This is a genomic window from Rhizobium sp. TH135, assembly GCF_002855515.1.
GTDB lineage: Bacteria > Pseudomonadota > Alphaproteobacteria > Rhizobiales > Rhizobiaceae > Allorhizobium.
Genome location: NZ_PKRP01000004.1, coordinates 213,337 through 237,676, shown reverse-complemented (window position 1 = coordinate 237,676; position 24,340 = coordinate 213,337). Strand labels below are relative to the sequence as shown.

21 protein-coding genes are annotated in these 24,340 nt (G+C 62.3%); 15 read left to right on the top strand and 6 right to left on the bottom strand.

The features are described 5' to 3' along the window. Positions 1 to 108: 108 nt before the first annotated feature. Positions 109 to 1,896: an extracellular solute-binding protein gene (locus tag C0V73_RS13870; RefSeq protein WP_245407985.1), complete on the bottom strand. Its 1,788-nt coding sequence runs from the start codon at positions 1,894 to 1,896 to the stop codon at positions 109 to 111. Between the two features lie 302 nt (positions 1,897 to 2,198). Between C0V73_RS13870 and mepA the strand changes: the two genes are divergently transcribed. The 6 genes from mepA to C0V73_RS13840 all read left to right on the top strand — a co-directional run bounded on the left by mepA (position 2,199) and on the right by C0V73_RS13840 (position 8,144). After that, positions 2,199 to 3,218, top strand: a complete 1,020-nt coding sequence (mepA, locus tag C0V73_RS13865) for a penicillin-insensitive murein endopeptidase (protein WP_245407984.1) — start codon at positions 2,199 to 2,201, stop codon at positions 3,216 to 3,218. A gap of 87 nt (positions 3,219 to 3,305) precedes the next feature. Further along, positions 3,306 to 3,686 carry a methylglyoxal synthase gene (locus tag C0V73_RS13860; protein WP_102020585.1) on the top strand — a complete coding sequence of 127 codons (381 nt, stop codon included), beginning with the start codon at positions 3,306 to 3,308 and terminating at the stop codon, positions 3,684 to 3,686. A 29-nt stretch (positions 3,687 to 3,715) separates the two neighbouring features. Continuing rightward, a complete protein-coding gene (locus tag C0V73_RS13855; RefSeq protein WP_102020584.1) occupies positions 3,716 to 4,756 on the top strand; it encodes a glucokinase in 1,041 nt (346 codons plus the stop codon). A gap of 100 nt (positions 4,757 to 4,856) precedes the next feature. Further along, on the top strand, positions 4,857 to 6,656 hold the full coding sequence (locus C0V73_RS13850) for an ABC transporter ATP-binding protein (RefSeq protein ID WP_102020583.1): 1,800 nt from the start codon (positions 4,857 to 4,859) through the stop codon (positions 6,654 to 6,656). Positions 6,657 to 6,674: 18 nt separating this feature from the next. Continuing rightward, positions 6,675 to 7,487, top strand: coding sequence for a 4-hydroxy-tetrahydrodipicolinate reductase (gene dapB / locus C0V73_RS13845; RefSeq protein WP_102020833.1), 813 nt, complete (start codon positions 6,675 to 6,677; stop codon positions 7,485 to 7,487). A 21-nt stretch (positions 7,488 to 7,508) separates the two neighbouring features. After that, positions 7,509 to 8,144 carry a 2,3-bisphosphoglycerate-dependent phosphoglycerate mutase gene (locus C0V73_RS13840; RefSeq protein WP_069042601.1) on the top strand — a complete coding sequence of 212 codons (636 nt, stop codon included), beginning with the start codon at positions 7,509 to 7,511 and terminating at the stop codon, positions 8,142 to 8,144. A gap of 69 nt (positions 8,145 to 8,213) precedes the next feature. Here the strand turns inward: C0V73_RS13840 and pcaD are convergent, their stop codons facing one another. Both pcaD and polA read right to left on the bottom strand, forming a co-directional pair. After that, positions 8,214 to 9,008: a 3-oxoadipate enol-lactonase gene (gene pcaD / locus C0V73_RS13835; protein ID WP_102020582.1), complete on the bottom strand. Its 795-nt coding sequence runs from the start codon at positions 9,006 to 9,008 to the stop codon at positions 8,214 to 8,216. A gap of 63 nt (positions 9,009 to 9,071) precedes the next feature. Continuing rightward, a complete protein-coding gene (gene polA / locus C0V73_RS13830; RefSeq protein WP_102020581.1) occupies positions 9,072 to 12,053 on the bottom strand; it encodes a DNA polymerase I in 2,982 nt (993 codons plus the stop codon). A 425-nt stretch (positions 12,054 to 12,478) separates the two neighbouring features. Here polA and C0V73_RS13825 point away from each other — a divergent pair, with 425 nt between their 5' ends. The 7 genes from C0V73_RS13825 to dnaJ all read left to right on the top strand — a co-directional run bounded on the left by C0V73_RS13825 (position 12,479) and on the right by dnaJ (position 21,430). After that, the gene (locus tag C0V73_RS13825; protein ID WP_102020580.1) at positions 12,479 to 12,925 is read left to right on the top strand and encodes a MarR family transcriptional regulator; all 447 of its coding nucleotides are present in this window, start codon (positions 12,479 to 12,481) and stop codon (positions 12,923 to 12,925) included. A gap of 106 nt (positions 12,926 to 13,031) precedes the next feature. Beyond that, the gene (locus C0V73_RS13820) at positions 13,032 to 14,420 is read left to right on the top strand and encodes a dipeptidase (RefSeq protein ID WP_102020832.1); all 1,389 of its coding nucleotides are present in this window, start codon (positions 13,032 to 13,034) and stop codon (positions 14,418 to 14,420) included. 314 nt (positions 14,421 to 14,734) lie between these two features. Beyond that, positions 14,735 to 15,193 (top strand): YbaK/EbsC family protein, encoded by a 459-nt coding sequence (locus tag C0V73_RS13815; RefSeq protein ID WP_102020579.1) that lies wholly within the window; start codon positions 14,735 to 14,737, stop codon positions 15,191 to 15,193. A gap of 180 nt (positions 15,194 to 15,373) precedes the next feature. Then, positions 15,374 to 17,602, top strand: a complete 2,229-nt coding sequence (locus C0V73_RS13810) for a transglycosylase domain-containing protein (protein WP_102020578.1) — start codon at positions 15,374 to 15,376, stop codon at positions 17,600 to 17,602. 288 nt (positions 17,603 to 17,890) lie between these two features. After that, on the top strand, positions 17,891 to 19,804 hold the full coding sequence (gene dnaK / locus C0V73_RS13805) for a molecular chaperone DnaK (RefSeq protein ID WP_102020577.1): 1,914 nt from the start codon (positions 17,891 to 17,893) through the stop codon (positions 19,802 to 19,804). Next, positions 19,804 to 20,274 (top strand): hypothetical protein, encoded by a 471-nt coding sequence (locus C0V73_RS13800; protein ID WP_102020576.1) that lies wholly within the window; start codon positions 19,804 to 19,806, stop codon positions 20,272 to 20,274. Before dnaK ends, C0V73_RS13800 begins: the two co-directional genes overlap by 1 nt. Positions 20,275 to 20,278: 4 nt before the next feature. Further along, positions 20,279 to 21,430: a molecular chaperone DnaJ gene (gene dnaJ / locus C0V73_RS13795; protein WP_102020575.1), complete on the top strand. Its 1,152-nt coding sequence runs from the start codon at positions 20,279 to 20,281 to the stop codon at positions 21,428 to 21,430. Positions 21,431 to 21,496: 66 nt separating this feature from the next. Here the strand turns inward: dnaJ and C0V73_RS13790 are convergent, their stop codons facing one another. Next, positions 21,497 to 21,748 (bottom strand): hypothetical protein, encoded by a 252-nt coding sequence (locus C0V73_RS13790; protein ID WP_245407972.1) that lies wholly within the window; start codon positions 21,746 to 21,748, stop codon positions 21,497 to 21,499. Between the two features lie 98 nt (positions 21,749 to 21,846). Here C0V73_RS13790 and C0V73_RS13785 point away from each other — a divergent pair, with 98 nt between their 5' ends. Beyond that, positions 21,847 to 22,461, top strand: a complete 615-nt coding sequence (locus C0V73_RS13785; RefSeq protein ID WP_102020573.1) for a TetR/AcrR family transcriptional regulator — start codon at positions 21,847 to 21,849, stop codon at positions 22,459 to 22,461. Here the strand turns inward: C0V73_RS13785 and C0V73_RS13780 are convergent. Both C0V73_RS13780 and C0V73_RS13775 read right to left on the bottom strand, forming a co-directional pair. Continuing rightward, positions 22,455 to 22,664 carry a SlyX family protein gene (locus C0V73_RS13780; RefSeq protein ID WP_102020572.1) on the bottom strand — a complete coding sequence of 70 codons (210 nt, stop codon included), beginning with the start codon at positions 22,662 to 22,664 and terminating at the stop codon, positions 22,455 to 22,457. The genes C0V73_RS13785 and C0V73_RS13780 overlap by 7 nt on opposite strands. 77 nt (positions 22,665 to 22,741) lie before the next feature. After that, positions 22,742 to 23,029, bottom strand: a complete 288-nt coding sequence (locus tag C0V73_RS13775; protein ID WP_102020571.1) for a hypothetical protein — start codon at positions 23,027 to 23,029, stop codon at positions 22,742 to 22,744. 159 nt (positions 23,030 to 23,188) lie between these two features. Between C0V73_RS13775 and recF the strand changes: the two genes are divergently transcribed. Further along, a complete protein-coding gene (gene recF / locus C0V73_RS13770) occupies positions 23,189 to 24,316 on the top strand; it encodes a DNA replication/repair protein RecF (protein WP_102020570.1) in 1,128 nt (375 codons plus the stop codon). Positions 24,317 to 24,340: the final 24 nt, after the last annotated feature.

Genomic DNA, 24,340 nt, shown 5'->3' with positions numbered 1-24,340 from the left:
TGATGTCCAAGCTCGTTTCGTCCGCCAATATAAGCCGCTCCGTTGTCCAGCGATTCGCCCCCTACATTCCTAGAGTCTCACGCTCCCGGCGCAAGCCCCGAGGCGGGATCACGGGCTTTTCGCCCACCAGATCGAGGGAAAGCCGGTGCTGTAGGTCGGCAGTTCGGCCGGGTGCTCGAACTTGTCCCAGAAGGCATAGCGGGCCGTGCCTCCGTAGTAGAGCGGGATGACGTAATCATGGGCGAGGAGCACGCGGTCCATGGCCTTGGTGGCCGCGATCTGCTCATCGCGATCGGCGGGGAAGATGATCTTTTCGATCAGGGCATCGACGGCCGGATCGGAAATGCCGGCATAGTTCTGGGAGCCTTCGCGGTTCACCGATGTCGATCCCCAGTAGTCGCGCTGCTCGTTGCCGGGGTTGAGCGTCTGGGCCCAGACGGTCCAGGTCATGTCGTAGTCGAAGGTGCGTGTTCGATTGGTGTATTGCGAGGGGTCGACCGTGCGCACGGCCATTTCCACACCGATCTTGCGCAATTGCTGCTGATAGGGAACCGCCACGACCTCCAGCTGGGGGTTGGACAGCAGGAGTTCGAAACGGAAGGGCTGACCGGTCTGCGAATTGACCATGGCATTGCCACGGAGTTCATAGCCTGCCTGCTTGAAGAGCTCGACGGCCTTGCGCAGATTGTCGCGTGAGGCCTGCGGAGAACCGCCGACTGGATTCGCGTAGGGTGTCTCGAAGACAGAGGCCGGAACCTTGTCCTTGAGAGATGTGAGGAGCTCCAGTTCCTGGCCTTGGGGCAGCCCGCTGGAGGCAAGTTCCGTTCCATTGAAAAAGCTGTCGACGCGGTGGTAGGCGTTGTAGAAGACGGTGCGGTTCAGCTCCTCGAAGTCGAGGGCATAATTCAGCGCCTTGCGGACGCGCTGGTCCTTGAACAGTTCGCGGCGCATATTGGGCACCAGTGCCTGCATGACGCCCGTTGCGCGGAATGGGTTTTCGTATTCCTCCTTCTTCACGCGGCCATCCTGGGCAGCGGGGAAGTCGAAGCCGGTTGCCCAGCGGGCGGCACGTGTCTCCTGCCAGAAATCGGTATTGCCGGAGCGGAAAGCCTCGAACTCCACGTCGCGGTCGCCGAACATCGTGTAGGTGACATTGCGGAAGTTGTTGTAGCCGACGTTGACGTTGAGATCCTTGCCCCAATAGTCGTCGCGCAGCTCGTAGCGGATCGTGGCGCCGGCATTGAACTCGGCGATCTTGTAGGGTCCGGAGCCCATAACCGGCTCGAGCGTGGTGCGGGCGATGTCTCGCGGCTTACCGTCTCCGCCGTTTGCTTCCCACCAGTGTTTGGCGACAACCGGGAACTGGCCGAGGATCATCGGCAGTTCACGGTTGTTCTTCTGATCGAAGCGGAAAGTCACATCGCGATCACCGGTCTTTTCGGCGGAGATCACATGGCTGTAGTAGCTCATGTAGAGCGGGTTCAGCTCTTTCAGCTTTTCGAAGCTGAAGATGACATCCTCAGGCTGGACCGGCTCGCCATCGGCGAAGCGCGCTTCGGCCCGGAGCCTGAACGTGGCGCTGGAGATATCGGCCGGGAAGGAGACGCCTTCGGCGAGCAATCCGTAACCAGTAGAGATCTCGTCGCTGGTGTCCTTCAGGAGCGTATCAAAGACTGTGGGGAGGCCGGGGGCTGCCTCTCCCCTGTCGAGCACGGGATTGAACGTGTCGAAGGTTCCGGTCGAGGACATGCGCAAGGTGCCGCCCTTGGGTGCCTCGGGATTCACATAATCGAACCGGGCAAAGCCGGGCGGATACTTGACGTCGCCGAGAATTGAAACGCCGTGGCGGAACGGCTCCGCGGGTTCCTGCGCTTGGGCGACAGTGGAGGCAATCATGGGGGCCAGCCCCAGACTGGCAATGACACCCCAAATTGCGACGCGCTTGTTCCTCAGACTCATCACCCAAGATCCCCTTATTCTTTTCCGTGGTTGCGAAGCAGAATAGGACAAATGGAGGCAAAATACAGACGACTGACAGAGAAGTGAGCGTGAGTGCCTCCGCAGATTCACCCCATTTCCGTTTCAGGCTAGACTGACAGGTGATTCACCCGGCACCCAGCCGAGAGGAATCCGGACAGACCGGGGACAAACAGACGATGAAAAAGACCTGGGGCACCCGCCCGATTGCCACCGCCTTGATGCTTGCGGCGGCTTTTGCGAGCGTCATCAGCGATACCGCGCTGGCCGAAGGGCGGCCGGCGAAGGAGCTTTTCGGCGGGATGGCTTTGCCGGCAAAGGCTGCTCCTTCGCCCTATGGATCCTATGCGAAGGGCTGTATCGCCGGTGCGGTTGCCATTCCGACCGATGGCCCGACATGGCAAGCGATGCGGCTTTCGCGCAACCGTCGCTGGGGACATCCGCAGATGATCGCGCTGCTCGAGCGCTTCTCCAGGGACGCCGTGCAGCTCGGCTGGGGATCCGGCATCCTGATCGGGGACATTTCGCAACCGCGCGGCGGACCGATGCTGTCAGGCCATGCTTCGCACCAGATCGGGTTGGATGCCGATATCTGGTTCACGCCGAAGCCGGCGAACCCGCTTTCAGCGCAGCAGCGCGAGGATATGCCTTTCACCTCGATGCTGCAGAAGGACAAGTTCCTGACTGTTGATCGGCGTCTCTGGACGAACACCCATGCGCAGGTCGTGGTGCAGGCGGCGAGTTATCCGCAGGTGGAGCGCATTTTCGTCAATCCGGCGATCAAGAAGAAACTCTGCGACACCTGGACGGGCGACCGCTCCGTGCTCGGCAAGATCCGACCGATCTATGGCCACGACGCCCATTTCCATATCCGCATGCGCTGCCCCGACGGCGCGAGCGGCTGCAAGCCGCAGGCGGCCGTGCCGCCCGGCGACGGCTGCGACAAGTCGCTCGCCTGGTGGTTCACCCAGGAGCCCTGGGCGGCGCCGAAGAAGGATCCGAACGCCAAGCCGGCTCCAAAGCCGAGAGCCATGCAGGTTTCCGACCTGCCGAAGGCTTGCGCCATGGTCCTGGATGCCCGGGGTCCGTCCAACGAGATGGAAGCGACGTACCAGGCGGGCGGCGGTTCAATGCCGAGCAGCGCGGCCTCGGCCTTTGTCGCGCCGCAAGCGGCAGGGGGCCAGGCCTTCGAGTTGCCAGCGGTAGTTCCCGTGCCCGCTGTGCGGCCGTCAGGCTGGTGAATCATCGACGGCTGCACGTCTTTTCAAGTTCGGTGTGCTGCGCTAGATGGGTTTATCAAATCGATTTAAATCAGCTGGGGACCTTTCGTGAGCCGCACCCGTTGCATCGCCCTGATCGCGCATGACCAGAAGAAGGACGACATGGCGGAATTTGCCAGTCGTCATCAGGCCAAGCTGATGAACTGGCGGATCGTGGCGACCGGTACGACGGGGGGGCGGATCAAGGATGCGGTTCCCGAGCTCGACGTCACCCGGTTGAAGAGCGGGCCGCTTGGCGGCGACCAGCAGATCGGCGCACTGATCTCGACCGGCGAAGTGGACATGCTTGTCTTCTTCGTCGACCCCTTGACTCCCATGCCCCATGATGTGGATGTCAAGGCATTGATGCGGCTTGCGACCGTGTACGACATTCCGATGGCGCTGAACCTCGCAACCGCCGACATCCTGATGCAGACCCTGACTGCCTAAAGGCAGAGGGGCCCAAGACCGGACAGACCATGGCCCAGACACACCGCGACGACCAACTCCCCTTCCCGATCCTGATCGGCGACATCGGCGGCACCAATGCCCGCTTCTCGATCCTGATCGACGAAAGCGGCGAGCGGATCAGCTTCCCCAATGTGGTGAACAAGGATTTTGCGACGATCGACGATGCGATCCGCACCTGCGTTCTGGAGACGACGAGCCACAAGCCGCGCTCGCTGATCCTGGCGCTGGCCGGGCCGATCAAGGGCGACGAGGTGCCGCTTACCAACTGTCCCTGGGTGGTTCGTCCGAAGGTCCTGATGGCCGATCTCGGCTTTGCCGAAGTGTTGCTCCTCAACGACTTCGAGGCCCAGGCACTCGCCGCTGCGACGCTGGAAGCCAGTGACCGGCAGAACCTTGGCTCCATCAGCGAGGCGCCGCTCGGTTCGCGCGTCGTGCTTGGCCCGGGCACCGGTCTTGGCGTTGCCGGCCTGGTCAGAGCGCGGGACATGTGGTTTCCGGTTCCGGGCGAAGGTGGGCATGTGGATGTCGGTCCACGGACTGCGCGCGATCATCAGATCTGGCCGCATCTGACGCCGGTGCGCGACCCGAATGCAGCGCTTGGGCGCATTTCCGCCGAAGAGCTTCTGTCCGGACGCGGGCTGATGAACATCTACCGTGCACTCTGCAAGGCGGACGGCAATCTGACCCCGCGTTACGACGAGCCCGCCGAAGTATCGGCCTCGGGTATCTCTGGCGCAGACGCGAGGGCGGGCGAAGCGCTCAGCCTGTTTGCCACCTATCTCGGCCGGGTGGCCGGCGATCTCGCGCTGATCTTCATGGCCAAGGGTGGTGTATTCCTGGCAGGCGGCATTTCGCCAAAAATCCTGCCGGCGCTGCAGAGCGGCGAGTTCCGCGCCGCCTTCGAGGACAAGGCGCCGCATCAGGCCCTGATGCACGGCATCCCGACCTTCGTCGTCACGCATCCTCAAGCGGCTTTGCATGGGCTTGCCGCGTTTGCAACATCACCGGCTGACTTCGGTCTGGCCACCGAGGGGCGGCACTGGCGCTGAGCGTCGAAAACGCCCGCCTATGGCCAAAGGCGCCGCGACTGGCTATAGAGCGGCGGCGCCTGCGCGGGCGTGAAAGAGCAATCGCACAGGACATTTCTTCTTGGACGCCAGGAACACCGAAAGCCAGAAGCCGGATATCGAAAGCGTCTCCGCCATCCTCAAGCGTGTGATCGCTGAAAACGGACGCGAACACGTCAAGGGCTATGCCTTTGCCATCGTCTGCCTGCTGACGGTCGCGGCGACCACGGCTTTCACCGCCTGGATCATGGAGGCCGTGATCAACGAGGCGTTTGCCAATCGGCGGGCCGACCTCGTCTGGATCATCTGCGGATCGATCTTTGCCGCTTTCGTCATCCGCGGGTTTGCCGGCTACGGGCAGGCCGTGACGCTATCGAAGATCGGCAACAACATCGTTGCCCGCTATCAGCGCCGGCTGTTCGGCCATCTGATGTCGCTTTCCGTCGGCTATTTCAGCGAAGCCCGCTCGGCGAGGCTTGCGGCGCAGATCAACGAGAACATCAACGGCGTTCGGGATGTCCTGAACCTCACCGTGACCTCTCTGGCGCGCGATCTGGTGACGCTTGTCGCCCTGATCGGGGTCATGCTGTTCCAGGATCTGGTTTTGACGCTGATCGTCTTTACCGTGGCGCCGCCGCTTCTGATCGGGCTGCGCTATCTCTCGAGGCGGCTGCGCAGCGCGACCAAAGAAAGCATCATCCTCAATTCGCATGTTCTTGGCGCGGTCCAGGAAACCGTCCAGGGGATCGCCATCGTCAAGGCCTTCACCATGGAGGCCCAACTGCAGGAGCGGATCCAGTCGACGATCGACCAGGCTGAATGGCGCGCCAACAAGATTGCCCAGCTGAGTGAACGCAACGGTCCGATGACGGAAACCGTGGCCGGCTTCTCGATTGCCGGCGTCATGGCCTACGCCGCCTATCAGGCGATTTATGGCGGCGTGCTTCCCGGCGCCTTCTTCTCCTTCGTCACGGCACTTCTGCTCGCCTATGAGCCGGCCAAGCGGCTTGCGCGCCTGCAGGTGCAGATGGAACGCGCGGCCGTCAATGCACGCATGATCTACGAAATCCTCGATACCCAGCCACACCAGCGCGACAAGCCGGGTGCGGCAGCGCTTTCGGTGACGGATGCGCGGATCGAATTCCGCGACGTGACCTTTGCCTATGGCGCCAACTCGCCTGTGCTGCGCAAGCTTAACTTCACGGCCGAGGGTGGCAAGACGACGGCGCTGGTAGGACCTTCGGGCGCCGGCAAGTCGACCGTCATCACGCTCGTTCCGCGCTTCTACGATCCGGCCAGCGGCGAAATCCTGATCGACGGGCAGAATATCGCCGACGTGACGAAGTCGTCGCTCCGCCAGCATCTCGCCTACGTCTCGCAGCAACCTTATCTCTTCGAAGGCTCGATCCGCGACAACATCCGCTATGGCCGTCCGGAGGCGACCGATGCCGAGATCGAGGATGCAGCGCGGCTGGCGAATGCGCATGATTTCATTCTTGCCCAACCGCAGGGCTATGACACCCCCGTCGGTGAAAACGGCGTGACGCTCTCCGGCGGGCAACGGCAGCGGCTGTCGATTGCACGTGCGCTTGTGCGCAATGCGCCGATCCTGCTGCTCGACGAGGCGACCTCCGCGCTCGATACGGAATCGGAAGCCGCCGTGCAGCAGGCGCTGGACGCCGCAATGGCGGGGCGTACCGTCATCGTCATCGCGCACCGCCTGTCGACCGTCGTCAATGCCGACAAGATCATCGTCATGCAGGCGGGCGAAGTGGCCGAGGAAGGCACGCATCAGAGCCTTGCACAGCAGCCGGGCGGTCTTTACGCTCGACTCAACAACCTGCAGGCCGCACCCAACGGCCCGCTCAGCATTCAGGAATAGACCCGCATGGATACGCCCATGAAGCTCGTCGTCGTCGGTGCCGCCGGTCGCATGGGCAGGACGCTGATCAAGCTGATCAGCGAGACAGAGGGCGTTGTGCTGCATGCGGCTGTCGAACGGACAGGGTCTGCCGTTGTCGGACAGGATGCCGGCGAACTGGCAGGCGTGCCAAAGCTCGGCATTGCCGTCACCGACGATCCGTTGGCGGCTTTCGTGCATGCGGATGGCGTCATCGATTTCACCACACCGGCGTCGACCGTAGAATTCGCAGCACTCGCAGCACAGGCCCGCATCGTGCATGTAATCGGCACCACCGGCTGCCTGCCGGAGCATGAGGAGAAGATCGACGCGGCAGCACGGCATGCGCGGGTCGTGAAGTCCGGGAACATGAGCCTCGGCGTCAACCTGCTCTCGGTGCTGATCAAGCAGGCAGCGCGTGCGCTAGATGCCGCCGGCTGGGATATCGAAGTGCTCGAAATGCACCATAAGCACAAGGTTGATGCGCCCTCCGGCACGGCGCTTTTGCTCGGCGAAGCAGCGGCAGAAGGTCGTGGAATTTCGCTTGCGGAAAATTCCGTACGCGTGCGCGACGGCCATACCGGACCGCGCGAGGAAGGCTCGATCGGCTTTGCTACGCTGCGCGGTGGCTCCGTGATCGGCGAGCACTCCGTTCTGTTTGCCAGCGAAGGCGAGATGGTCACCCTGTCTCACAGCGCGACCGACCGTTCGCTCTTTGCTCGTGGTGCGCTGAAGGCCGCCACCTGGGCCCGGGACAAGAAGCCCGGCCGCTATACCATGCTCGACGTGCTCGGGCTCAACTCCACCCCCTGATCGTCAAGAGAGGAATTGTCGATGACCGGTACACTCGTGCTCGTGCGCCATGGCCAGAGCGACTGGAACCTGAAGAACCTGTTTACCGGCTGGCGTGATCCGGATCTCACCGAACTCGGCGTGCAGGAAGCCAATGCCGGCGGCAAGGCGCTTGCCGATTACGGCATCAAGTTCGATATCGCGTTCACCTCGGTGCTGACGCGTGCGCAGAAGACCTGCAACATTATCCTCGAAAACGTCGGCCAGACCGGCCTTGAGACGATCAAGGACGAGGCGCTCAACGAGCGCGATTACGGTGATCTCTCGGGTCTCAACAAGGACGACGCGCGCGCAAAGTGGGGCGAAGAGCAGGTGCATATCTGGCGCCGGTCCTACGACATCCCGCCGCCGGGCGGCGAAAGCCTGCGCGACACCGGTGCGCGCGTCTGGCCCTATTATATGACCGAAATCCTGCCGCGCGTTCTGCGCGGCGAGAAAGTGCTCGTGGCCGCACATGGCAACTCGCTGCGGTCGCTGGTCATGGTTCTCGACAAGCTGACCAAGGAGCAGATTCTCGGCGTCAATCTCGCGACCGGCGTTCCCATGGTCTACAAGCTGAACGCGGATTCGACCGTGGCTTCCAAGGAAGTGCTGGGCGACATGTCCGCAGCGCATTGAGCGCCAGCACCCTCACAGAAATGAAAGAAGCCGCCCATGAGGCGGCTTCTGCATTTTTAGTGACAATTCTCAGTTCGCTTGCTTGCGCATGAAGCCCTGGATCAGTTCGGCGAGTGCTTCCGGCTGTTCCACCGACGGGATATGGGCGCAATCGGCGATTTCCTCAAAACGGGCGCCGGGCACGAGTTGCGAGCCGGCCTCGACCGTTGCGGGCGGCGTCGAGCCGTCCTGGTCGCCGACAACGAAGAGCGTGGGCACGGTCACCGTCGGAAGGACGTCGGAGAAATCCGTGTCGCGCAGGGCAGCACAGGTCGCGAGATAGCCGGAGAGAGACTGACGCGTCATCATCAGCCGATAGCCGGCCAGTTCATCGGCGCGGTCTTCATGGAAGGCAGGCGTAAACCAGCGCGCCATGGCGTTGTCGGCAGCACTTTCCAGGCCGCCCTTTTCGATGCCGGCGATACGCTCGGCCCAGATCTCGGCAGAACCGATGCGGGGTGCGGTGTCGCAGAGGATGAGCTTGCGGAACAGATCCGGCCGCTCCTGCCAGAGGCCCTGGCAGACGAGACCGCCAACGGAGAGGCCGCAGAAGGTTGCCTTGCGGATGCCGAGTTCGTCGCAGAGGGTTGCGAGATCCGAGACGAGATCGGCCATGCCGAAGGGCTTGTCGGCACCGCCCGAGAGGCCATGGCCGCGGCTATCGTAGAACAGCACCGAGACGTCGTCGCCGAGTTCATCGAAGAGCGGCAGCCAGATGCGGAAGTCGGTGCCGAGCCCGTTGGAGAAAACGATCAGGTTCTTGGCTTTCGCCTCTCCGATCAGCTCGTAATGGACGACATTGCCGTTGATGGCGGTGAAAGCCAAATCTCATACTCCTGTGGGGCCGTTTGCGCCCCGTTGTTGTGGTTCCGGCCAGGCCAGGAATGTTCAGTGTGCCTCGTCCCAATTGTGGGCGGCGCGGGCGTCGACCTTGAGCGGCACGCGCATGGAGACGGCCGGCATGGCAGCATTTTCCATGATGTCGACGATGACGGGCATGGCGGCATCGACCGCCTCGTCCTCGACCTCGAAGATCAGTTCGTCGTGTACCTGCAAGAGCATGCGGACGCGCTCCGACAGACCGGCAGCGGCGAGTGCGGGTTCGATCTGGATCATGGCACGGCGGATGACGTCGGCGGCAGAGCCCTGGATCGGGGCGTTGATCGCGGCCCGTTCGTTGAAAGCGCGCATCGAGGGGTTGGACGACTTGATCTCCGGGTAATGGGCGCGGCGGCCGAAGATGGTTTCCACATAGCCGTGCTCGCGGGCGAAGGCCTTGGTGGATTCCATGTAGTCCTTGATGCCGGGGAAGCGCTCGAAATACTTCTTGATGTAATCGCCGGCTTCCGAGCGCTCGATGCTCAACTGGTTGGCAAGACCGAAGGCCGAGATGCCGTAGATGATGCCGAAGTTGATCGCCTTGGCACGGCGGCGGACTTCCGACGGCATGCCCTCGACCGGCACGCCGAACATCTCGGATGCGGTCATGGCATGGATGTCGATGCCGTCGGCAAAGGCCTGACGGAGCTGCGGGATGTCGGCGACATGGGCGAGGACACGCAGTTCGATCTGGCTGTAGTCGGCTGACAAGAGCTTATGGCCCGGCGTCGAGATGAAGGCCGTGCGGATCTTGCGGCCTTCGGCGGTGCGGACCGGAATGTTCTGCAGGTTCGGCTCTGACGACGAGAGGCGACCCGTTGTCGTCGACGCCAGGGAGTAGCCCGTGTGGACGCGTTTGGTCTGCGGATGGATGTATCCGGGAAGCGCATCCGTATAGGTAGACTTCAGCTTGGTCAGCTGGCGCCAGTCGACGATCTTGCGCGGCAGCGGCGCACCTTCGGCAGCGAGGTCTTCCAGCACCTGGGCGGAAGTGGACCACTGGCCGGTCTTGGTCTTGGAGCCGCCGGGCAGGCCCATGCGGCCAAACAGGATGTCGCCGAGCTGCTTCGGCGAGCCGATGTTGAAACGCTCGCCGGCGAGTTCATAGACCTCGTCCTCGGCGGCAGCGGCCTTCTGGGCAAGTTCGCCTGAGAGACGCGAGAGGATCTGGCGGTCGACGGTGATGCCGCGCTCTTCCATATGAGCGAGCACGGGCACCAGCGGGCGCTCCAGACGCTCGTAGATGCGGGTGAGGCCCTCGGCAGCGAGACGTGGCTTCAGAACCAGCCAGAGACGCAGCGTTACGTCGGCGTCCTCGGCGGCATAGGCGGTTGCCCGATCGATGTCGACGAGGTCGAAGGTGACGGAGGATTTCCCGGAACCGGCGACATCCTTGTAGGCGATCGGCGTGTGGCCCAGCCATCTCTCGGAGAGGCCATCCATGCCGTGATTGCCCTTGCCGGCGTCGAGCACGTAGGACATCAGCATGGTGTCGTCGAAGGACTGAAGCGTCACGCCGTGGCGCTTCATCACCAGGTAGTCGTATTTGAGGTTCTGCGCGACCTTGAGCACGGAGGGGTCTTCGAGCAGACCCTTCAATGCCGCGAGCGCATCCTTCATCGGGATCTGGCCTTCGGCATGGCCACCGCCGAGCAGATCGCCGATACCGGTCTTGTGGGACAGCGGGATATAGGCCGCGCGGATATCGGTCGAGCCGGGCGAGAGCACGTTGTCCTGGATGGCGAGCGAGACGCCGACGAGTTCGGCCTGCATGGGATCGAGCGAGGTGGTCTCTGTGTCGAAGGCGACGAGGCCGGTTTCGCGGGCAGCAGCAATCCAGAGCTCAAGGGTTTCGATATCGCGGATCGTCACGTAAGTGCTGGTGTCGATCGGCTTGCCGGCGAATGCGTTGGCACGGCTTGCCACGAGATCGGCGGGTGTCTTGCCGTCGGGGCTGGCTGCCGGTGTAGACGACGCTGCGGCGGAGGGCGCCGAGGTCGGCGCAGACGATGCGGGAACGTCGCCAGCATCCAGGTCGGGGCCACGGGCGGCGTCACCCCATTCGACAGGAACAACAGCGGCGTCGATGGCGCCTGCATCGCAATCGCAGACTTCGGCGACGCGTCGCGTCAGGGTGGTGAATTCCATCGCCTTGAGGAAGGCGATGAGCTTCGGGCCGTTCTGAGGCTCCAGCACCAGTTCCTCGAGCTTCATGTCGAGCGGCACGTCGGTACGCAGTTCGACGAGCTGGCGGGAGAGACGGGCGAGTTCGGCATTGGCGACGATGTTTTCGCGACGCTTGACCTGCTTGATCTCGCCGGCGCGGGCGAGCAGCGTTTCGAGATCGCCGAATTCTTCGAGAAGCTGGGCTGCGGTCTTCGGGCCGATGCCTGGGATGCCGGGAACGTTGTCGGTCGAATCGCCGGTCATCGCCTGCAGATCGATCATCTTTTCCGGCGGCACACCCCATTTCTCGATGACGTCGGGAATGCCGATCTGCTTGTCCTTCATCGCGTCGTACATATGCACGTTCGACGTGACGAGCTGCATCAGGTCCTTGTCAGACGAGACGATGGTGACGTCGGCACCCGTCGCTTCCGCCTGGCGGGCATAGGTGGCGATGATGTCATCGGCCTCGAAACCTTCGGTTTCGATGCAGGGCAGATTGAAGGCGCGGGTCGCATGGCGGATCAGGCCGAACTGCGGAATGAGATCTTCCGGCGGGGCCGAACGGTTCGCCTTGTAGAGCGGGTAGATTTCCTTGCGGAAGGTCGTCGACGAATAGTCGAAGATGACGGCCAGATGGGTCGGCGTCACCCCGACATCGGTGTTGCGGGCGTCGCGCAGGAGCTTCCACAGCATGTTACAGAAACCGGAGACCGCATTGACGGGCAGACCGTCCGACTTGCGGTTGAGGGCCGGGATGGCGTGGAAGGCGCGGAAGATAAAACCCGAGCCGTCGACGAGGAAGAGATGATCGCCTTTTTTCATGTCGGCATGGATAGCGCGGGGCGGCTGAAACGTCCATGACGGTTTGCTGCCCGGCACGCAAAATCACACGGCTCGGACGACGAGATCTGTTCGTCTGATCACACCTAATCATCACGAAAAGCTTACCGATTTGTAATCTCGCTTTCCCTTGAAAAACCACATTCGAACCCACAAATCTCAGTCATCGGCGCCTGATCACGCCGTAGTCTGAAAGAGGCTCGTCCCCCGCCGCTTCAGACTCGGGCAAAGGCCTTATCCCCCTCTCCGGGCCTTTGTCCCCATATTCCGGAGCCGTCGTGGCAGTCCCCGCCCTCAGCCACGACGGCTTCCGTCCCCTCACCTGAAAACCCAAAATTAGTCAGCCTCGGAAATGGATCGCATGCGATCATTCCGGAACAACGAACCACGACGACGTGTCGAGTGCCATGGCCCATGACCGTACGATCCCCGACCGCTCCGAGTCGGCCACCTGGCTGGCGAGCCAGCTGGCGCGCGGTTTCACGCGGGCGCTGCAGACGCGAGCCGCAAAGCTCGGCTTCTCGCCCGGGCAGTTTCCGATCCTGATCGAACTCTGGGAGGAAGAGGGGCTGACCCAAAGGCAGCTGCTCGACCGCGTCGACGTAGAGCAGGCGACGATCGCCAATACGCTTGCCCGCATGGAGCGCGACGGGCTGATCGAGCGTCGTGCGCACCCGAGAGACAAAAGGGCGCAGCAGATCTTCCTCACCGACAAAGCGCGGGACATGCGCGAGGAAGCGCTGGCCGCGGCCGAAGAGGCGGAACAGGCGGTCTTTCAGGGGTTTCGGCGTTTCGAGAAGGAGTTGCTGAAAGAATATATCCGCTGGGCGATCGCGAATGCGCGCAAGCTGTGAACGTAAATCGATCCGGCATTGAGAAAAATTCGCGGTCCCGACGCCTCGAAACGTCAGGAGGTTTGGTCTATCGTCCGCCCCACTTTCAAATTTGCAGGACATGACCATGACCGATCTCTCCCCCATCCTCGCCAAGGCCGACGAGGCCCTGCCGCAGAGCCTCGAACGCCTGTTCGATCTCGTGCGCATTCCGTCGATCTCGACGGATCCGGCCTACAAGGCCGATTGCCGCAAGGCCGGCGAGTGGCTGGTCTCCGCACTCAACGAGCTCGGCTTCGAAGCGTCGCTGCGGGACACGCCCGGCCATCCGATGGTGGTCGCCCATCACGCAGCTGATCAGGCCGACGCTCCGCACGTGTTGTTCTACGGCCATTACGACGTCCAGCCGGTCGATCCGCTCGATCTTTGGGAAGACGATCCCTTTGCGCCTGCAATCAAGGAGAAGGATGGCCGCAAGGTGATCACCGGTCGCGGCACGTCCGACGACAAGGGCCAGCTTCTGACCTTCGTTGAAGCCTGCCGTGCCTACAAGGCGGTGAAGGGTTCGCTGCCGGTCAAGATCACGATCCTGTTCGAGGGCGAAGAAGAATCCGGCTCGCCGTCGCTGAAGCCGTTCCTCGCTGCCAATGCCGATGAGCTGAAGGCCGACTTCGCGCTCGTCTGCGATACCAGCATGTGGGACCGCGAAACGCCGGCAATTGCTGCTGCCCTGCGTGGCCTGGTCGGTGAAGAAGTCACCATCATCGCGGCCGACCGTGATCTGCATTCCGGTCTCTTCGGCGGTGCGGCTGCCAATCCCGTTCATATCCTGACCAAGATCCTGGCCGACCTGCATGACGAAACGGGCAAGGTCACCCTTCCCGGCTTCTACGATGGCGTCGAAGAGACGCCGGCCAACATCAAGGCCTCCTGGGAGAGCCTGGGGCGGACGGCGGAAAGCTTCCTCGGTGAGGTTGGCCTGTCGGTCCCCGCTGGTGAGAAGGGCCGCTCCGTGCTGGAGCTGACCTGGGCGCGTCCGACGGCGGAAGTGAACGGCATCATCGGTGGCTATACCGGCGAGGGCTTCAAGACCGTGATTGCGGCCAAGGCCTCGGCAAAGATTTCCTTCCGCCTCGTCGGCACACAGGATCCGGCCAAGGTACGCGAGAGCTTCCGCGCCTTCGTCCAGGCCCGTATTCCCGCCGACTGCAAGGTGGAATTCCACGAGCATGGCGGCTCGCCGGCGATCCAGCTGTCCTATGATTCGCCGGAGCTGACCAAGGCTAAGAATGCGCTGTCGGATGAATGGCCGAAGCCGGCCGTGATCATCGGCATGGGTGGCTCGATCCCGATCGTTGGCGATTTCCAGAAGATGCTCGGCATGGATTCGCTGCTGGTCGGCTTTGGCCTGACCGACGACCGCATCCATTCGCCGAATGAGAAGTATGACCTCAACTCGTTCCACAAGGGCATCCGCTCGTGGATCCGCATCCTCGACGCGCTGGCGAACGGCTGAGGCCAGAAAAGCAAAAAGGCCGGTCAAAAACCGGCCTTTCCTTTACGCTTCTACGCTTGCCTGCCAGTACATCCGTGGTCAGGGACGGAAACGTGCCATTCGATGTCTCGGATGTTGGCCCACCTTCGTGAACCGCATCCCGGATCTTGATGATCGCTCTGGATGCTTAACAACCGGTTAAGCGTTTCGAAGTTCCTGAAACAGGATCTTTGCAATCGCTCAATCGTCTGGTGATCCAGAGATGGGGATGCTCGATCCGGCTTTCAAGATGCATGCGCTTGAAAAGCCTTGAGCGCTCCGGTTAGACTTCTTCCATGAGCCTCGTATCCGTCCAACAGTTCTTCCGGGAAAAAGCACCCGACATCTCCGTCATTGTCACCGAGGCAAGCTCCGCGACCGTGGCGCTTGCAGCCGAGGCACATGGCGTGGAGCCGGACCAGATCGCCAAGACGATCTGCCTGAGGATCGGCGAGGACGTCGTGCTGGTGGTCACGGCGGGCACGAAGCGGCTCGACAATCGCAAGTTCAAGGACCGCTTCGGCGTGAAGCCGCGCATGCTCGATGCCGAAGCGGTGGTCGAGGCAACGAGCCATCCGGTCGGTGGCGTGTGCCCCTTCGGCCTGCCCTCCCCGCTCAAGGTCTATGGCGATCTATCGCTCAAGGCCTTCGACGAGGTGGTGCCGGCGGGTGGTGCGACCAATGCTGCGGTGAAGATCGCGCCGGAGCGAATGATCGCCCTGGTCGATGGCGAGTGGGCCGATCTCTGCCAATAAGCTCACGGCGCGTTCAAGGCTTGTTTACGGGGCTTTAACCACCCCTTAAATCGCCGCATTTACTGTGCAATTGCGCGATCATCCATCCGGGCGCCGGCGCGATCGACCGAGATTTCTTGAAGCAATTTTCGTGCGGGCTGAAAGCATCGCACAGCGAACATCTGGAGCAAGATCACCGCAATGGTGAGCCGAGGCAAATCCCGCGACCGCATTGAGCCGAGCTTCGACGAAGAGCGCGAAGACGAGGATTTTCGGCTCGACGCGGATGACCGCGTCATTGGCGGACGGCAGGTTCGCGCAGGGGCCAAGAAGTCCAAACCGACCGCCAAACGCGGCAAGTCCAGCAATCAGAGAGGCCGCAAGGCCAAAAGCAGTAGCGGCGGCGGCTTCGGACTGGGGCGGCTGATCTATTGGGGTTTCGTGCTGTCGATCTGGTGCGGCATCGGCGTCGTCGGACTGGTCGCCTATTACGGCTCGCAAATGCCGAGTGCCAGCAGCTGGTCGATCCCCGAGCGCCCGCCGAACATGAAGATCGTCTCGGTCGAGGGCACCGTCATCGCCAATCGCGGGGCAACCGGCGGGGAAGCCTTGCCGCTCGAGGAGATGTCGCCGTTCATTCCGCAGGCGGTCATGGCGATCGAGGACCGGCGCTTCTACTCGCATTTCGGCGTCGACCCGCTTGGTCTCGCACGCGCGATCCTGACCAATGTGACGAGCGGGCGCGCCGTGCAAGGCGGCTCGACGCTCACCCAGCAGTTGGCGAAGAACCTCTTCCTCTCGCCTGAGCGCACCATCGAACGCAAGGTGCAGGAAGTGCTGCTCGCTTTCTGGCTGGAGCAGAAATACACCAAGGATCAGATCATGGCGATGTATCTGAACCGAGTGTTCTTCGGCTCCAACGCCTATGGCGTGGAGGCCGCGGCGCGGCGCTATTTCAACAAGTCGGCGCGTGACGTGAACCTCGGCGAGGCAGCGCTTCTGGCCGGGCTTCTGAAAGCGCCCTCGCGACTTTCACCGGCGCGCGATCCGGAAGCGGCTGAGGCCCGGGCGCAGGTCGTGCTGCAGGCCATGCTGGAAGAGGGCTATATCACCGCGGACGAGATCAAGACGGCCATGTCGCAGCCGCCGACCAAGGCTAAGCGCTACTGGAGTGGTGCGGGCCAATATGTCGCCGATCTCGTGCGCGATGAAGTCACCATGCTGATAGGCAAGGTGACAGAAGATATCGTGGTCGAGACGACCATCGACATGACGCTCGAAAAGAAGGCCGAGGCGGCGCTGACCGAATCGCTTTCGGCTGAGGGCGAAAAGGTCAAAGCATCGCAGGCAGCGCTTGTCTCCATCGACGGTACGGGTGCTATCCGGGCGCTCGTAGGCGGGCGCGACTATGCGGAAAGCCAGTTCAACCGCGCGGTCAAGGCGAAGCGCCAGCCGGGATCGGCCTTCAAGCCCTTCGTCTATGCCGCTGCCGTCGAAAACGGACTGCGTCCGACATCGGTGCGCAACGATGCGCCGATCAGGATCGGTTCCTGGACGCCTGAGAACTATGACCAGAAGTACCGGGGACAAGTGACCGCGACACAGGCGCTTGCCGATTCGCTCAATACGATTGCCGCACAGCTGGTGATGGAAGTCGGTCCGGATCAGGTGATCAAGGTGGCGCATCGGATGGGCATCGAATCGGAGCTGCAGAACAATGCCTCGATCGCGCTCGGCACCTCGGAAGTCTCGCTGCTCGAACTAACGGCCGCCTACGCGCCCTTCATGAACGGCGGCTACAAGGCGACGCCGCATATCGTGCGCCGGATCTCCAAGGCCGACGGGTCTCTCCTCTACGAGAACAATTATCTCGAGCCGCCGAAGGTTTTGAACGACGGCGTGGTTGCGGCGATGAATGCGATGATGCGCGATGTCATCGACCATGGCACGGGCAAGAAGGCACAGCTTTCCGGCTGGGAAGCCGCAGGCAAGACGGGAACGACGCAGTCATTCCGCGACGCGCTGTTCGTGGGTTACACGAGCAATCTTACGACCGGTATCTGGTTCGGCAATGACGACGGTCAGTCGATGAAGAAGGTGACCGGCGGAGGGCTTCCCGCCAAGGCTTGGCATGACTTCATGACGGCTGCCCATCAGGGGCTTGCACCCGCCCCATTGCCGGGTGGCGACTACTTCGAACCGGCACCCGCCGAGGAGCCTGCGACGATCGGCACAATCATCTCCGACGTGCTGCAAGGCGGCGGCGAGGAGCGCTATTCTGGCGACCCCGTCTATGCGGAAGAGTATCCGTCAGGGCCTGTTCCCGCCGGAGAAGTAACCGGGTCTTCGGGGCCGGTGCCCCCGGCTGAGGTCGGCGGCGAACAGGGGACGCGACGGACCACGCTTCTCGACTTGATCCTCGGACAATAGAGCCCACATGTGGACAGCAAGACGCCGTCGGCCTGACGCAAGGCCGACTGACTAGCATGCCCGATCGATCAGGGCGGACCGGCGCCGCAAAGCACATGAAGCTGCAGCGCCAATCTGTTCTTTTTTACCGGTTTTCGGCGGATTTCCAGCCTTGCAGTCGGAAAATCCGCTTCTTATATACGCGACATAACCGCAGCAGCGCTGCAGTATATCCCAGACATCCACGTCGAGGGGTTGTCAGGAATGCCTGATTGGGGTTCCGACGGCCTGCTTCAAGGAGAGAATGACATGGCAAAAGTAATCGGTATCGACCTTGGAACGACCAATTCCTGCGTCGCCGTCATGGACGGCAAGGATGCGAAGGTCATCGAAAATTCGGAAGGTGCGCGCACCACCCCTTCGATGGTTGCATTTTCGGACGACGGCGAACGCCTCGTCGGCCAGCCGGCCAAGCGCCAGGCGGTCACCAACCCGACCAACACGCTCTTCGCGGTCAAGCGCCTGATCGGCCGCCGTCACGAAGATCCGACCGTTGAGAAGGACAAGGGCCTCGTTCCCTTCCCGATCATCAAGGGTGACAATGGCGACGCTTGGGTCGAAGCCCAAGGCAAGGGTTACTCGCCCTCGCAGATCTCCGCCATGATCCTCCAGAAGATGAAGGAAACGGCTGAAGCCTATCTCGGCGAAAAGGTCGAAAAGGCCGTCATCACCGTTCCCGCTTACTTCAACGACGCGCAGCGCCAGGCAACCAAGGATGCCGGCCGCATCGCGGGTCTTGAAGTTCTGCGCATCATCAACGAGCCGACGGCTGCTGCTCTCGCTTACGGCCTCGACAAGAAGGACGGCAAGACGATCGCTGTTTACGACCTTGGCGGTGGTACCTTCGATATCTCGGTTCTGGAAATCGGCGACGGCGTCTTCGAAGTGAAGTCGACCAATGGCGACACCTTCCTCGGCGGTGAAGACTTCGACATGCGTCTCGTCGAATATCTGGCAGCCGAGTTCAAGAAGGACCAGGGCATCGACCTGAAGGGCGATAAGCTTGCCCTGCAGCGCCTGAAGGAAGCCGCTGAAAAGGCCAAGATCGAGCTGTCGTCCTCGCAGCAGACCGAAATCAACCTGCCCTTCATCACGGCTGACGCTTCCGGTCCGAAGCACCTGACGATGAAGCTGACCCGTGCGAAGTTTGAAAGCCTGGTCGATGATCTCGTCCAGCGCACCATCGCGCCTTGCAAGGCAGCCCTCAAGGATGCCGGCGTTACCGCTGCCGATATCGACGAAGTCGTTCTCGTCGGCGGCATGAGCCGCATGCCGAAGGTGCAGGAAGTCGTGAAGCAGCTGTTCGGCAAGGAGCCGCACAAGGGCGTGAACCCGGATGAAGTCGTCGCACTCGGCGCCGCCATCCAGGCCGGCGTTCTTCAGGGCGACGTCAAGGACGTTCTGCTGCTCGACGTGACCCCGCTGTCGCTCGGCATCGAAACGCTCGGCGGCGTCTTCACCCGCCTGATCGACCGCAACACGACGATCCCGACGAAGAAGAGCCAGACCTTCTCGACCGCTGAAGATAACCAGCAGGCCGTGACCATCCGCGTTTCGCAGGGCGAACGTGAAATGGCCCAGGACAACAAGCTGCTCGGCCAGTTCGACCTCGTCGGCCTGCCGCCGTCGCCGCGTGGCGTTCCGCAGATCGAAGTTACCTTCGACATCGACGCGAACGGCATTGTCCAGGTTTCGGCCAAGGACAAGGGCACCGGCAAGGAACAGCAGATCCGCATCCAGGCCTCTGGTGGTCTCTCCGACGCCGACATCGAGAAGATGGTGAAGGACGCCGAAGCCAATGCCGAGGCCGACAAGCAGCGTCGCGCTGTGGTCGAAGCCAAGAACCAGGCGGAAAGCCTTGTTCATTCCACCGAGAAGTCGGTCAAGGAATATGGCGACAAGGTTTCGGAAACCGACCGCAAGGCCATCGAGGATGCGATTGCTGCCCTGAAGGCCGCAACCGAAGCCTCCGAGCCGTCGGCTGAAGACATCACCGCGAAAACCCAGACCCTCATGGAAGTGTCCATGAAGCTCGGTCAGGCCATCTACGAGGCCCAGCAGGCCGAGGGTGGCAATGGCAATGCTGAAGGCGGCCAGGATGACAATGTCGTCGACGCCGACTACGAAGAAGTGAAGGACGAAGACGCGAAGAAGTCGGCCTGATGCAGGGTCGCTTCGGACGCCGTTCCACGTGCTGGCTGGCCCTCGGGCCAGCCGCCATTTCGTTGATCCTGACGACCGGTGCCATGGCACAGGACAGGGGGCAGGTCAGCGCCGTTCACCGCCAGGTGGGCGCCGCCGAGGCCAGAGTGGCCAAGGCGATTTCCGCGAAAGACAGCAACTCCCTTTCCCGCATCGGCAATGAACTCGGCAAGATCATCGAAACCGCGCTTCAACGGCGCGAGAGCGGTGGCGAAGTTTCCTCCTGCGACATGGCCGCCCATTCGCTGGCATTCGCTGCAGTGACATCCGCTGACGGGCTGATCAGCAAGGGCGATGCCCGCAAGCTGCTCATGCAGGATGCGATGTCGGCCGCGTCCGATTTCCAGAAAGACATGCAGGCTTGCGACAAGCAGGCCGGCAAGGCAGCGGGCAGCCACACGAGCGTTGTGAAAGCTTTGAGGGCTTTGTAAGACGATGGCAAAGGCAGATTTCTACGAGACCCTTGGGGTCGCCCGTACGGCAGACGAGAAGGAGCTGAAAAGCGCCTTCCGCAAGCTGGCGATGAAATACCACCCAGACAAAAACCCGGGTGACGATGAAGCCGAGAAGAAGTTCAAGGAACTCAACGAGGCCTATGAAACCCTGAAGGATCCGCAGAAGCGCGCGGCCTATGACCGCTTCGGCCATGCTGCCTTCGAACAGGGCGGCATGGGCGGCGGCGGTTTCGGCGGCGGCGGCTTTGCCGGCGGCGGTGGCTTCTCCGACATCTTCGAGGACATTTTCGGCGAGATGATGGGTGGCGGCCGCGGCGGTCGTGCCCGGTCGACAGGTGGCCGCGAACGCGGTGCCGACCTGCGCTACAATATGGAAATCAGCCTCGAAGAGGCGTTTACCGGCAAGACGGCGCAGATCCGGGTTCCGACCTCGATCACCTGCGATGTCTGCACCGGTTCCGGCGCCAAGCCCGGCACCCAGCCGAAGACCTGCACGACCTGTCAGGGCTCGGGGCGCGTGCGTGCGGCCCAGGGCTTCTTCTCGATCGAACGGACCTGCCCGACCTGTCACGGTCGTGGCCAGACGATCAGCGATCCCTGCGGCAAGTGCCACGGCCAAGGCCGCGTCACCGAAGAACGGTCGCTCTCCGTCAGCATTCCCTCGGGGATCGAAGATGGCACGCGCATTCGTCTGCAGGGCGAAGGTGAAGCGGGACTGCGCGGCGGTCCCTCAGGCGATCTCTACATCTTCTTGTCGGTCAAACCGCACGAGTTCTTCCAGCGCGACGGAGCGGATCTCTATTGCTCCGTGCCGATCTCGATGACGACGGCGGCCCTCGGCGGCACGTTCGACGTGGTGACGCTTGATGGTACGAAGTCACGCGTGACGGTTCCGGAGGGCACCCAGCCCGGCAAACAGTTCCGCCTCAAGGGCAAGGGCATGCCGGTTCTGCGCTCGACGCAGGTTGGTGATCTCTACATCCAGATCCAGATCGAGACGCCACAGAAGCTAACGAAGCGGCAGCGCGAGCTGTTGCAGGAGTTCGAGCAGCTGTCGTCGAAGGAGAACAATCCGGAATCGACGGGCTTCTTCGCCCGGATGAAGGATTTCTTCGATACGCTCAGCGACTGAGCGCCGCAGAACACAGACAAGATTTGCAAGGGGCGGTCCTATAGGGCCGCCCCTTTTCGCATGGATTCAGGCGATCATGCGCGGTTGCCGCAGGATGAACCAGGCAAAGTGCTTCTGGATCGCGGGCGCGATACCATAGACGATCGAGAGCACCATAATCGGCGCAAGAAGCGCCGTGCGGGCCCAGATCGGCCAACCCTCGGTGAGCGGCATCAGGACGTAGAGGATCGCGGTGACGAAGGGGTAGATCACCAGGAGCATCAACAGGGCGAGCCTGTGCTTCGAGGGGATCGGTCGGGATGCGGAGATATGGGTCATGGGAAGCTCCATCAGAACGGTACGTTTCGTTTATATTGAAACGGGCCGTTTCGTTCAATAGATTTTTCTGCTAAGGATCGGGCAAAGGAGCACAAACTGTGACGAGCACCGCACCCGACATCACAAAGCGCACATCGATCGGCGCGCAACGGAACCCCGCCAGCGAGGACGCCATTCTAACGGCGGCGGCCGAGATCCTGAGCGAAGGCGGGCTGTCTGCCTTTTCCATCGAAGCGGTGGCGCGACGGGCCAAGGCGGGGAAGCCGACGATCTATCGCTGGTGGCCCTCCAAGGCGGCACTCCTGCTCGACGTCTATCATCGGCAGAAGGGTGAGACCTTCTATCCCGACACCGGAAGCACGCGGGGGGATCTGACCGCCTTCCTCGAGACCCTGCTCGGGTTCTGGAAGAAGAGTGGCGGAGAGGTGTTCCGGTCGATTATTGCCGAGGCGCAGAGCGATCCAGCGGCTCTGGAAGCGCTGCGGGACTATGCGGTCACGCGCTGCAGGGCAAGCGGCATCATCCTGGAGAGGGGCGTAGCGCGCGGAGAGATCAGGGCCGAACTCGATATTCCGCTGGTCATGGAACTTTTCTCCAGCTTTTGCTGGCAGCGATTGCTCACCGGGCGTCTGGATGCATCGCGCGGACAGCTGACGCATCTTGTCGACGCGGTGCTGACAGGGTTCGCCAAGAAGGATCGTGCCGCTCAGTAGTGCGGCGGGCGGGTGATGGCGGGGGCTTCGAGGCCCTGCTCTTCCAGGGACAGGAAGCGCTCCGTCAGACGATCAAGCTTCGCCCGCGTCTGTTCGACCACTTTCCACTGTTCCGTCAGCTGGTCAGACAGCTCCTCGATGATACGCATCTGATGCGCAACGGTCTCTTCCAGACGCGTGATGCGTTCGTCCTGCGTGTCCATGGGGCTCTCCATCGTCTCGATACGGCCTAGATGCCGCAAGACGCGGGCGCGGTCAAACGCCGTCTGGCATCCTTGCTTCAGCGCTGCTTCTTCTTGCGATAAGGCATCGTCATGACGGCCGATGCCGTGACGGCGGCCGCGAAAGTCAGTGCGAGAGGAACGGCCAGCATGATGGTCGGCAAGATCGGGTGGCTGGATCGGGCGAGCGACGTGCCCAGGCCGCCAAAATCGAGCCAGACGATGGCAAAGGCCACCAGAAAACCAAGGGCCGCTCCAAAGCTGGCGTTGAGCGCCAGAAAGCCCAGCATCTCCCAATGGTCGCGGCGGGCTTCTTCAGGGGTCAGATCATCGGAATGCAGGGGCATGGCTCGGCCTCCGGGCTCGGCTATCTGCTCAAACTACCACGTTCACTGCATCGTTCCATGTCGCCAAGCGCCGCATGGCCCGATCGACCAGAGATTGGCGCTTGCGCCTTGCCATCGCCGGCCAATCGGCCTAGCTCAAGGCGACAACGATTCCGACCGATGACCCAGAAGACACAGATCCACCGGCTCAAACTCAGCGACTTCCGCAACTACACGCAGGCCGGCCTGACGCTGGACGGGCGGCATGTTGTGCTGGTCGGCGACAATGGCGCAGGTAAGACCAATTTCATGGAGGCGATTTCCTTTCTGTCGCCGGGACGTGGCCTTCGCCGAGCGGTGCTCTCCGACATTCCGAGGGTCGGGGCCGCGGGGAGCTTCACGGTCTTTGCCGCTATCGAGGGCATGGCCGGCGAAGCCGATATCGGCACGGGCACCGAGACGACGGAAGAGGACAACCTCGTCCGCAGACTGAGGATCAACGGGTCGCCGGCGAAATCCGTCGACGAACTCACCGACCACCTGCGCGTGCTCTGGCTGACGCCGGCGATGGACGGGCTTTTCACCGGCCCCTCTGCGGATCGACGCCGCTTTCTCGACCGCCTGGTGCTCTCACTCGACCCCGCCCATGGGCGGCGCGCGAACGACTTCGAGCGGGCGATGCGCAGCCGCAACAAGCTGCTTTCGGAGGGACGATTCGATCCGAGCTGGCTCTCCGGCATCGAACAGCAGATGGCAGCACTCGGGGTCGCGATGGCCGCAGCGCGGCGGGAGATGCTTGGGCTGCTTTCGGGATTGATCGAGGCGGATCGGGACACATCCGCATTTCCATCCGCATCTCTCGCGCTCTCCGGCTTCCTCGATGACCTGGCCGACCTGCCGGCTTTCGAGTTTGAAGAGCGGTATATCGAGATCCTCGCCCAGTCGCGGCACAGGGATGCCGCAGCCGGGCGCACGCTCGACGGACCGCATCGGGCTGATCTGATCGTCCGCCACATCGAGAAAGACATGGATGCGGAGCGCTGCTCCACTGGAGAGCAGAAGGCATTGCTGATCGGGCTCATATTGGCCCATGCACGGCTAGTGGCGACGATGACCGGGTTTGCGCCGATCCTGCTGCTCGACGAAATCGCCGCACACCTGGACGAAGGACGGCGGGCAGCGCTTTTTGCCCGCATCGATGCCCTCGGCGGCCAGGCCTTCATGACGGGGACCGACAGGGCGATGTTTTCGGCGCTCGGGGATCGGGCTCAGTTCGTGACCATCAAGGACGGGCAGATCGATGGCTGACACTGCTTTCCTTCAGACCATGCC

Excerpts from the sequence above, each read along its gene's own strand:
- C0V73_RS13870 (WP_245407985.1), bottom strand. The coding sequence starts at position 1,896 with ATGATTGCCTCCACTGTCGCCCAAGCGCAGGAACCCGCGGAGCCGTTC.
- mepA (WP_245407984.1), top strand. The coding sequence starts at position 2,199 with ATGCTTGCGGCGGCTTTTGCGAGCGTCATCAGCGATACCGCGCTGGCC.
- C0V73_RS13855 (WP_102020584.1), top strand. The coding sequence starts at position 3,716 with ATGGCCCAGACACACCGCGACGACCAACTCCCCTTCCCGATCCTGATC.
- dapB (WP_102020833.1), top strand. The coding sequence starts at position 6,675 with ATGAAGCTCGTCGTCGTCGGTGCCGCCGGTCGCATGGGCAGGACGCTG.
- C0V73_RS13840 (WP_069042601.1), top strand. The coding sequence starts at position 7,509 with ATGACCGGTACACTCGTGCTCGTGCGCCATGGCCAGAGCGACTGGAAC.
- polA (WP_102020581.1), bottom strand. The coding sequence starts at position 12,053 with ATGAAAAAAGGCGATCATCTCTTCCTCGTCGACGGCTCGGGTTTTATC.
- C0V73_RS13825 (WP_102020580.1), top strand. The coding sequence starts at position 12,479 with ATGGCCCATGACCGTACGATCCCCGACCGCTCCGAGTCGGCCACCTGG.
- C0V73_RS13820 (WP_102020832.1), top strand. The coding sequence starts at position 13,032 with ATGACCGATCTCTCCCCCATCCTCGCCAAGGCCGACGAGGCCCTGCCG.
- C0V73_RS13815 (WP_102020579.1), top strand. The coding sequence starts at position 14,735 with ATGAGCCTCGTATCCGTCCAACAGTTCTTCCGGGAAAAAGCACCCGAC.
- C0V73_RS13810 (WP_102020578.1), top strand. The coding sequence starts at position 15,374 with ATGGTGAGCCGAGGCAAATCCCGCGACCGCATTGAGCCGAGCTTCGAC.
- dnaK (WP_102020577.1), top strand. The coding sequence starts at position 17,891 with ATGGCAAAAGTAATCGGTATCGACCTTGGAACGACCAATTCCTGCGTC.
- C0V73_RS13800 (WP_102020576.1), top strand. The coding sequence starts at position 19,804 with ATGCAGGGTCGCTTCGGACGCCGTTCCACGTGCTGGCTGGCCCTCGGG.
- dnaJ (WP_102020575.1), top strand. The coding sequence starts at position 20,279 with ATGGCAAAGGCAGATTTCTACGAGACCCTTGGGGTCGCCCGTACGGCA.
- C0V73_RS13790 (WP_245407972.1), bottom strand. The coding sequence starts at position 21,748 with ATGACCCATATCTCCGCATCCCGACCGATCCCCTCGAAGCACAGGCTC.
- C0V73_RS13780 (WP_102020572.1), bottom strand. The coding sequence starts at position 22,664 with ATGGACACGCAGGACGAACGCATCACGCGTCTGGAAGAGACCGTTGCG.
- C0V73_RS13775 (WP_102020571.1), bottom strand. The coding sequence starts at position 23,029 with ATGCCCCTGCATTCCGATGATCTGACCCCTGAAGAAGCCCGCCGCGAC.
- recF (WP_102020570.1), top strand. The coding sequence starts at position 23,189 with ATGACCCAGAAGACACAGATCCACCGGCTCAAACTCAGCGACTTCCGC.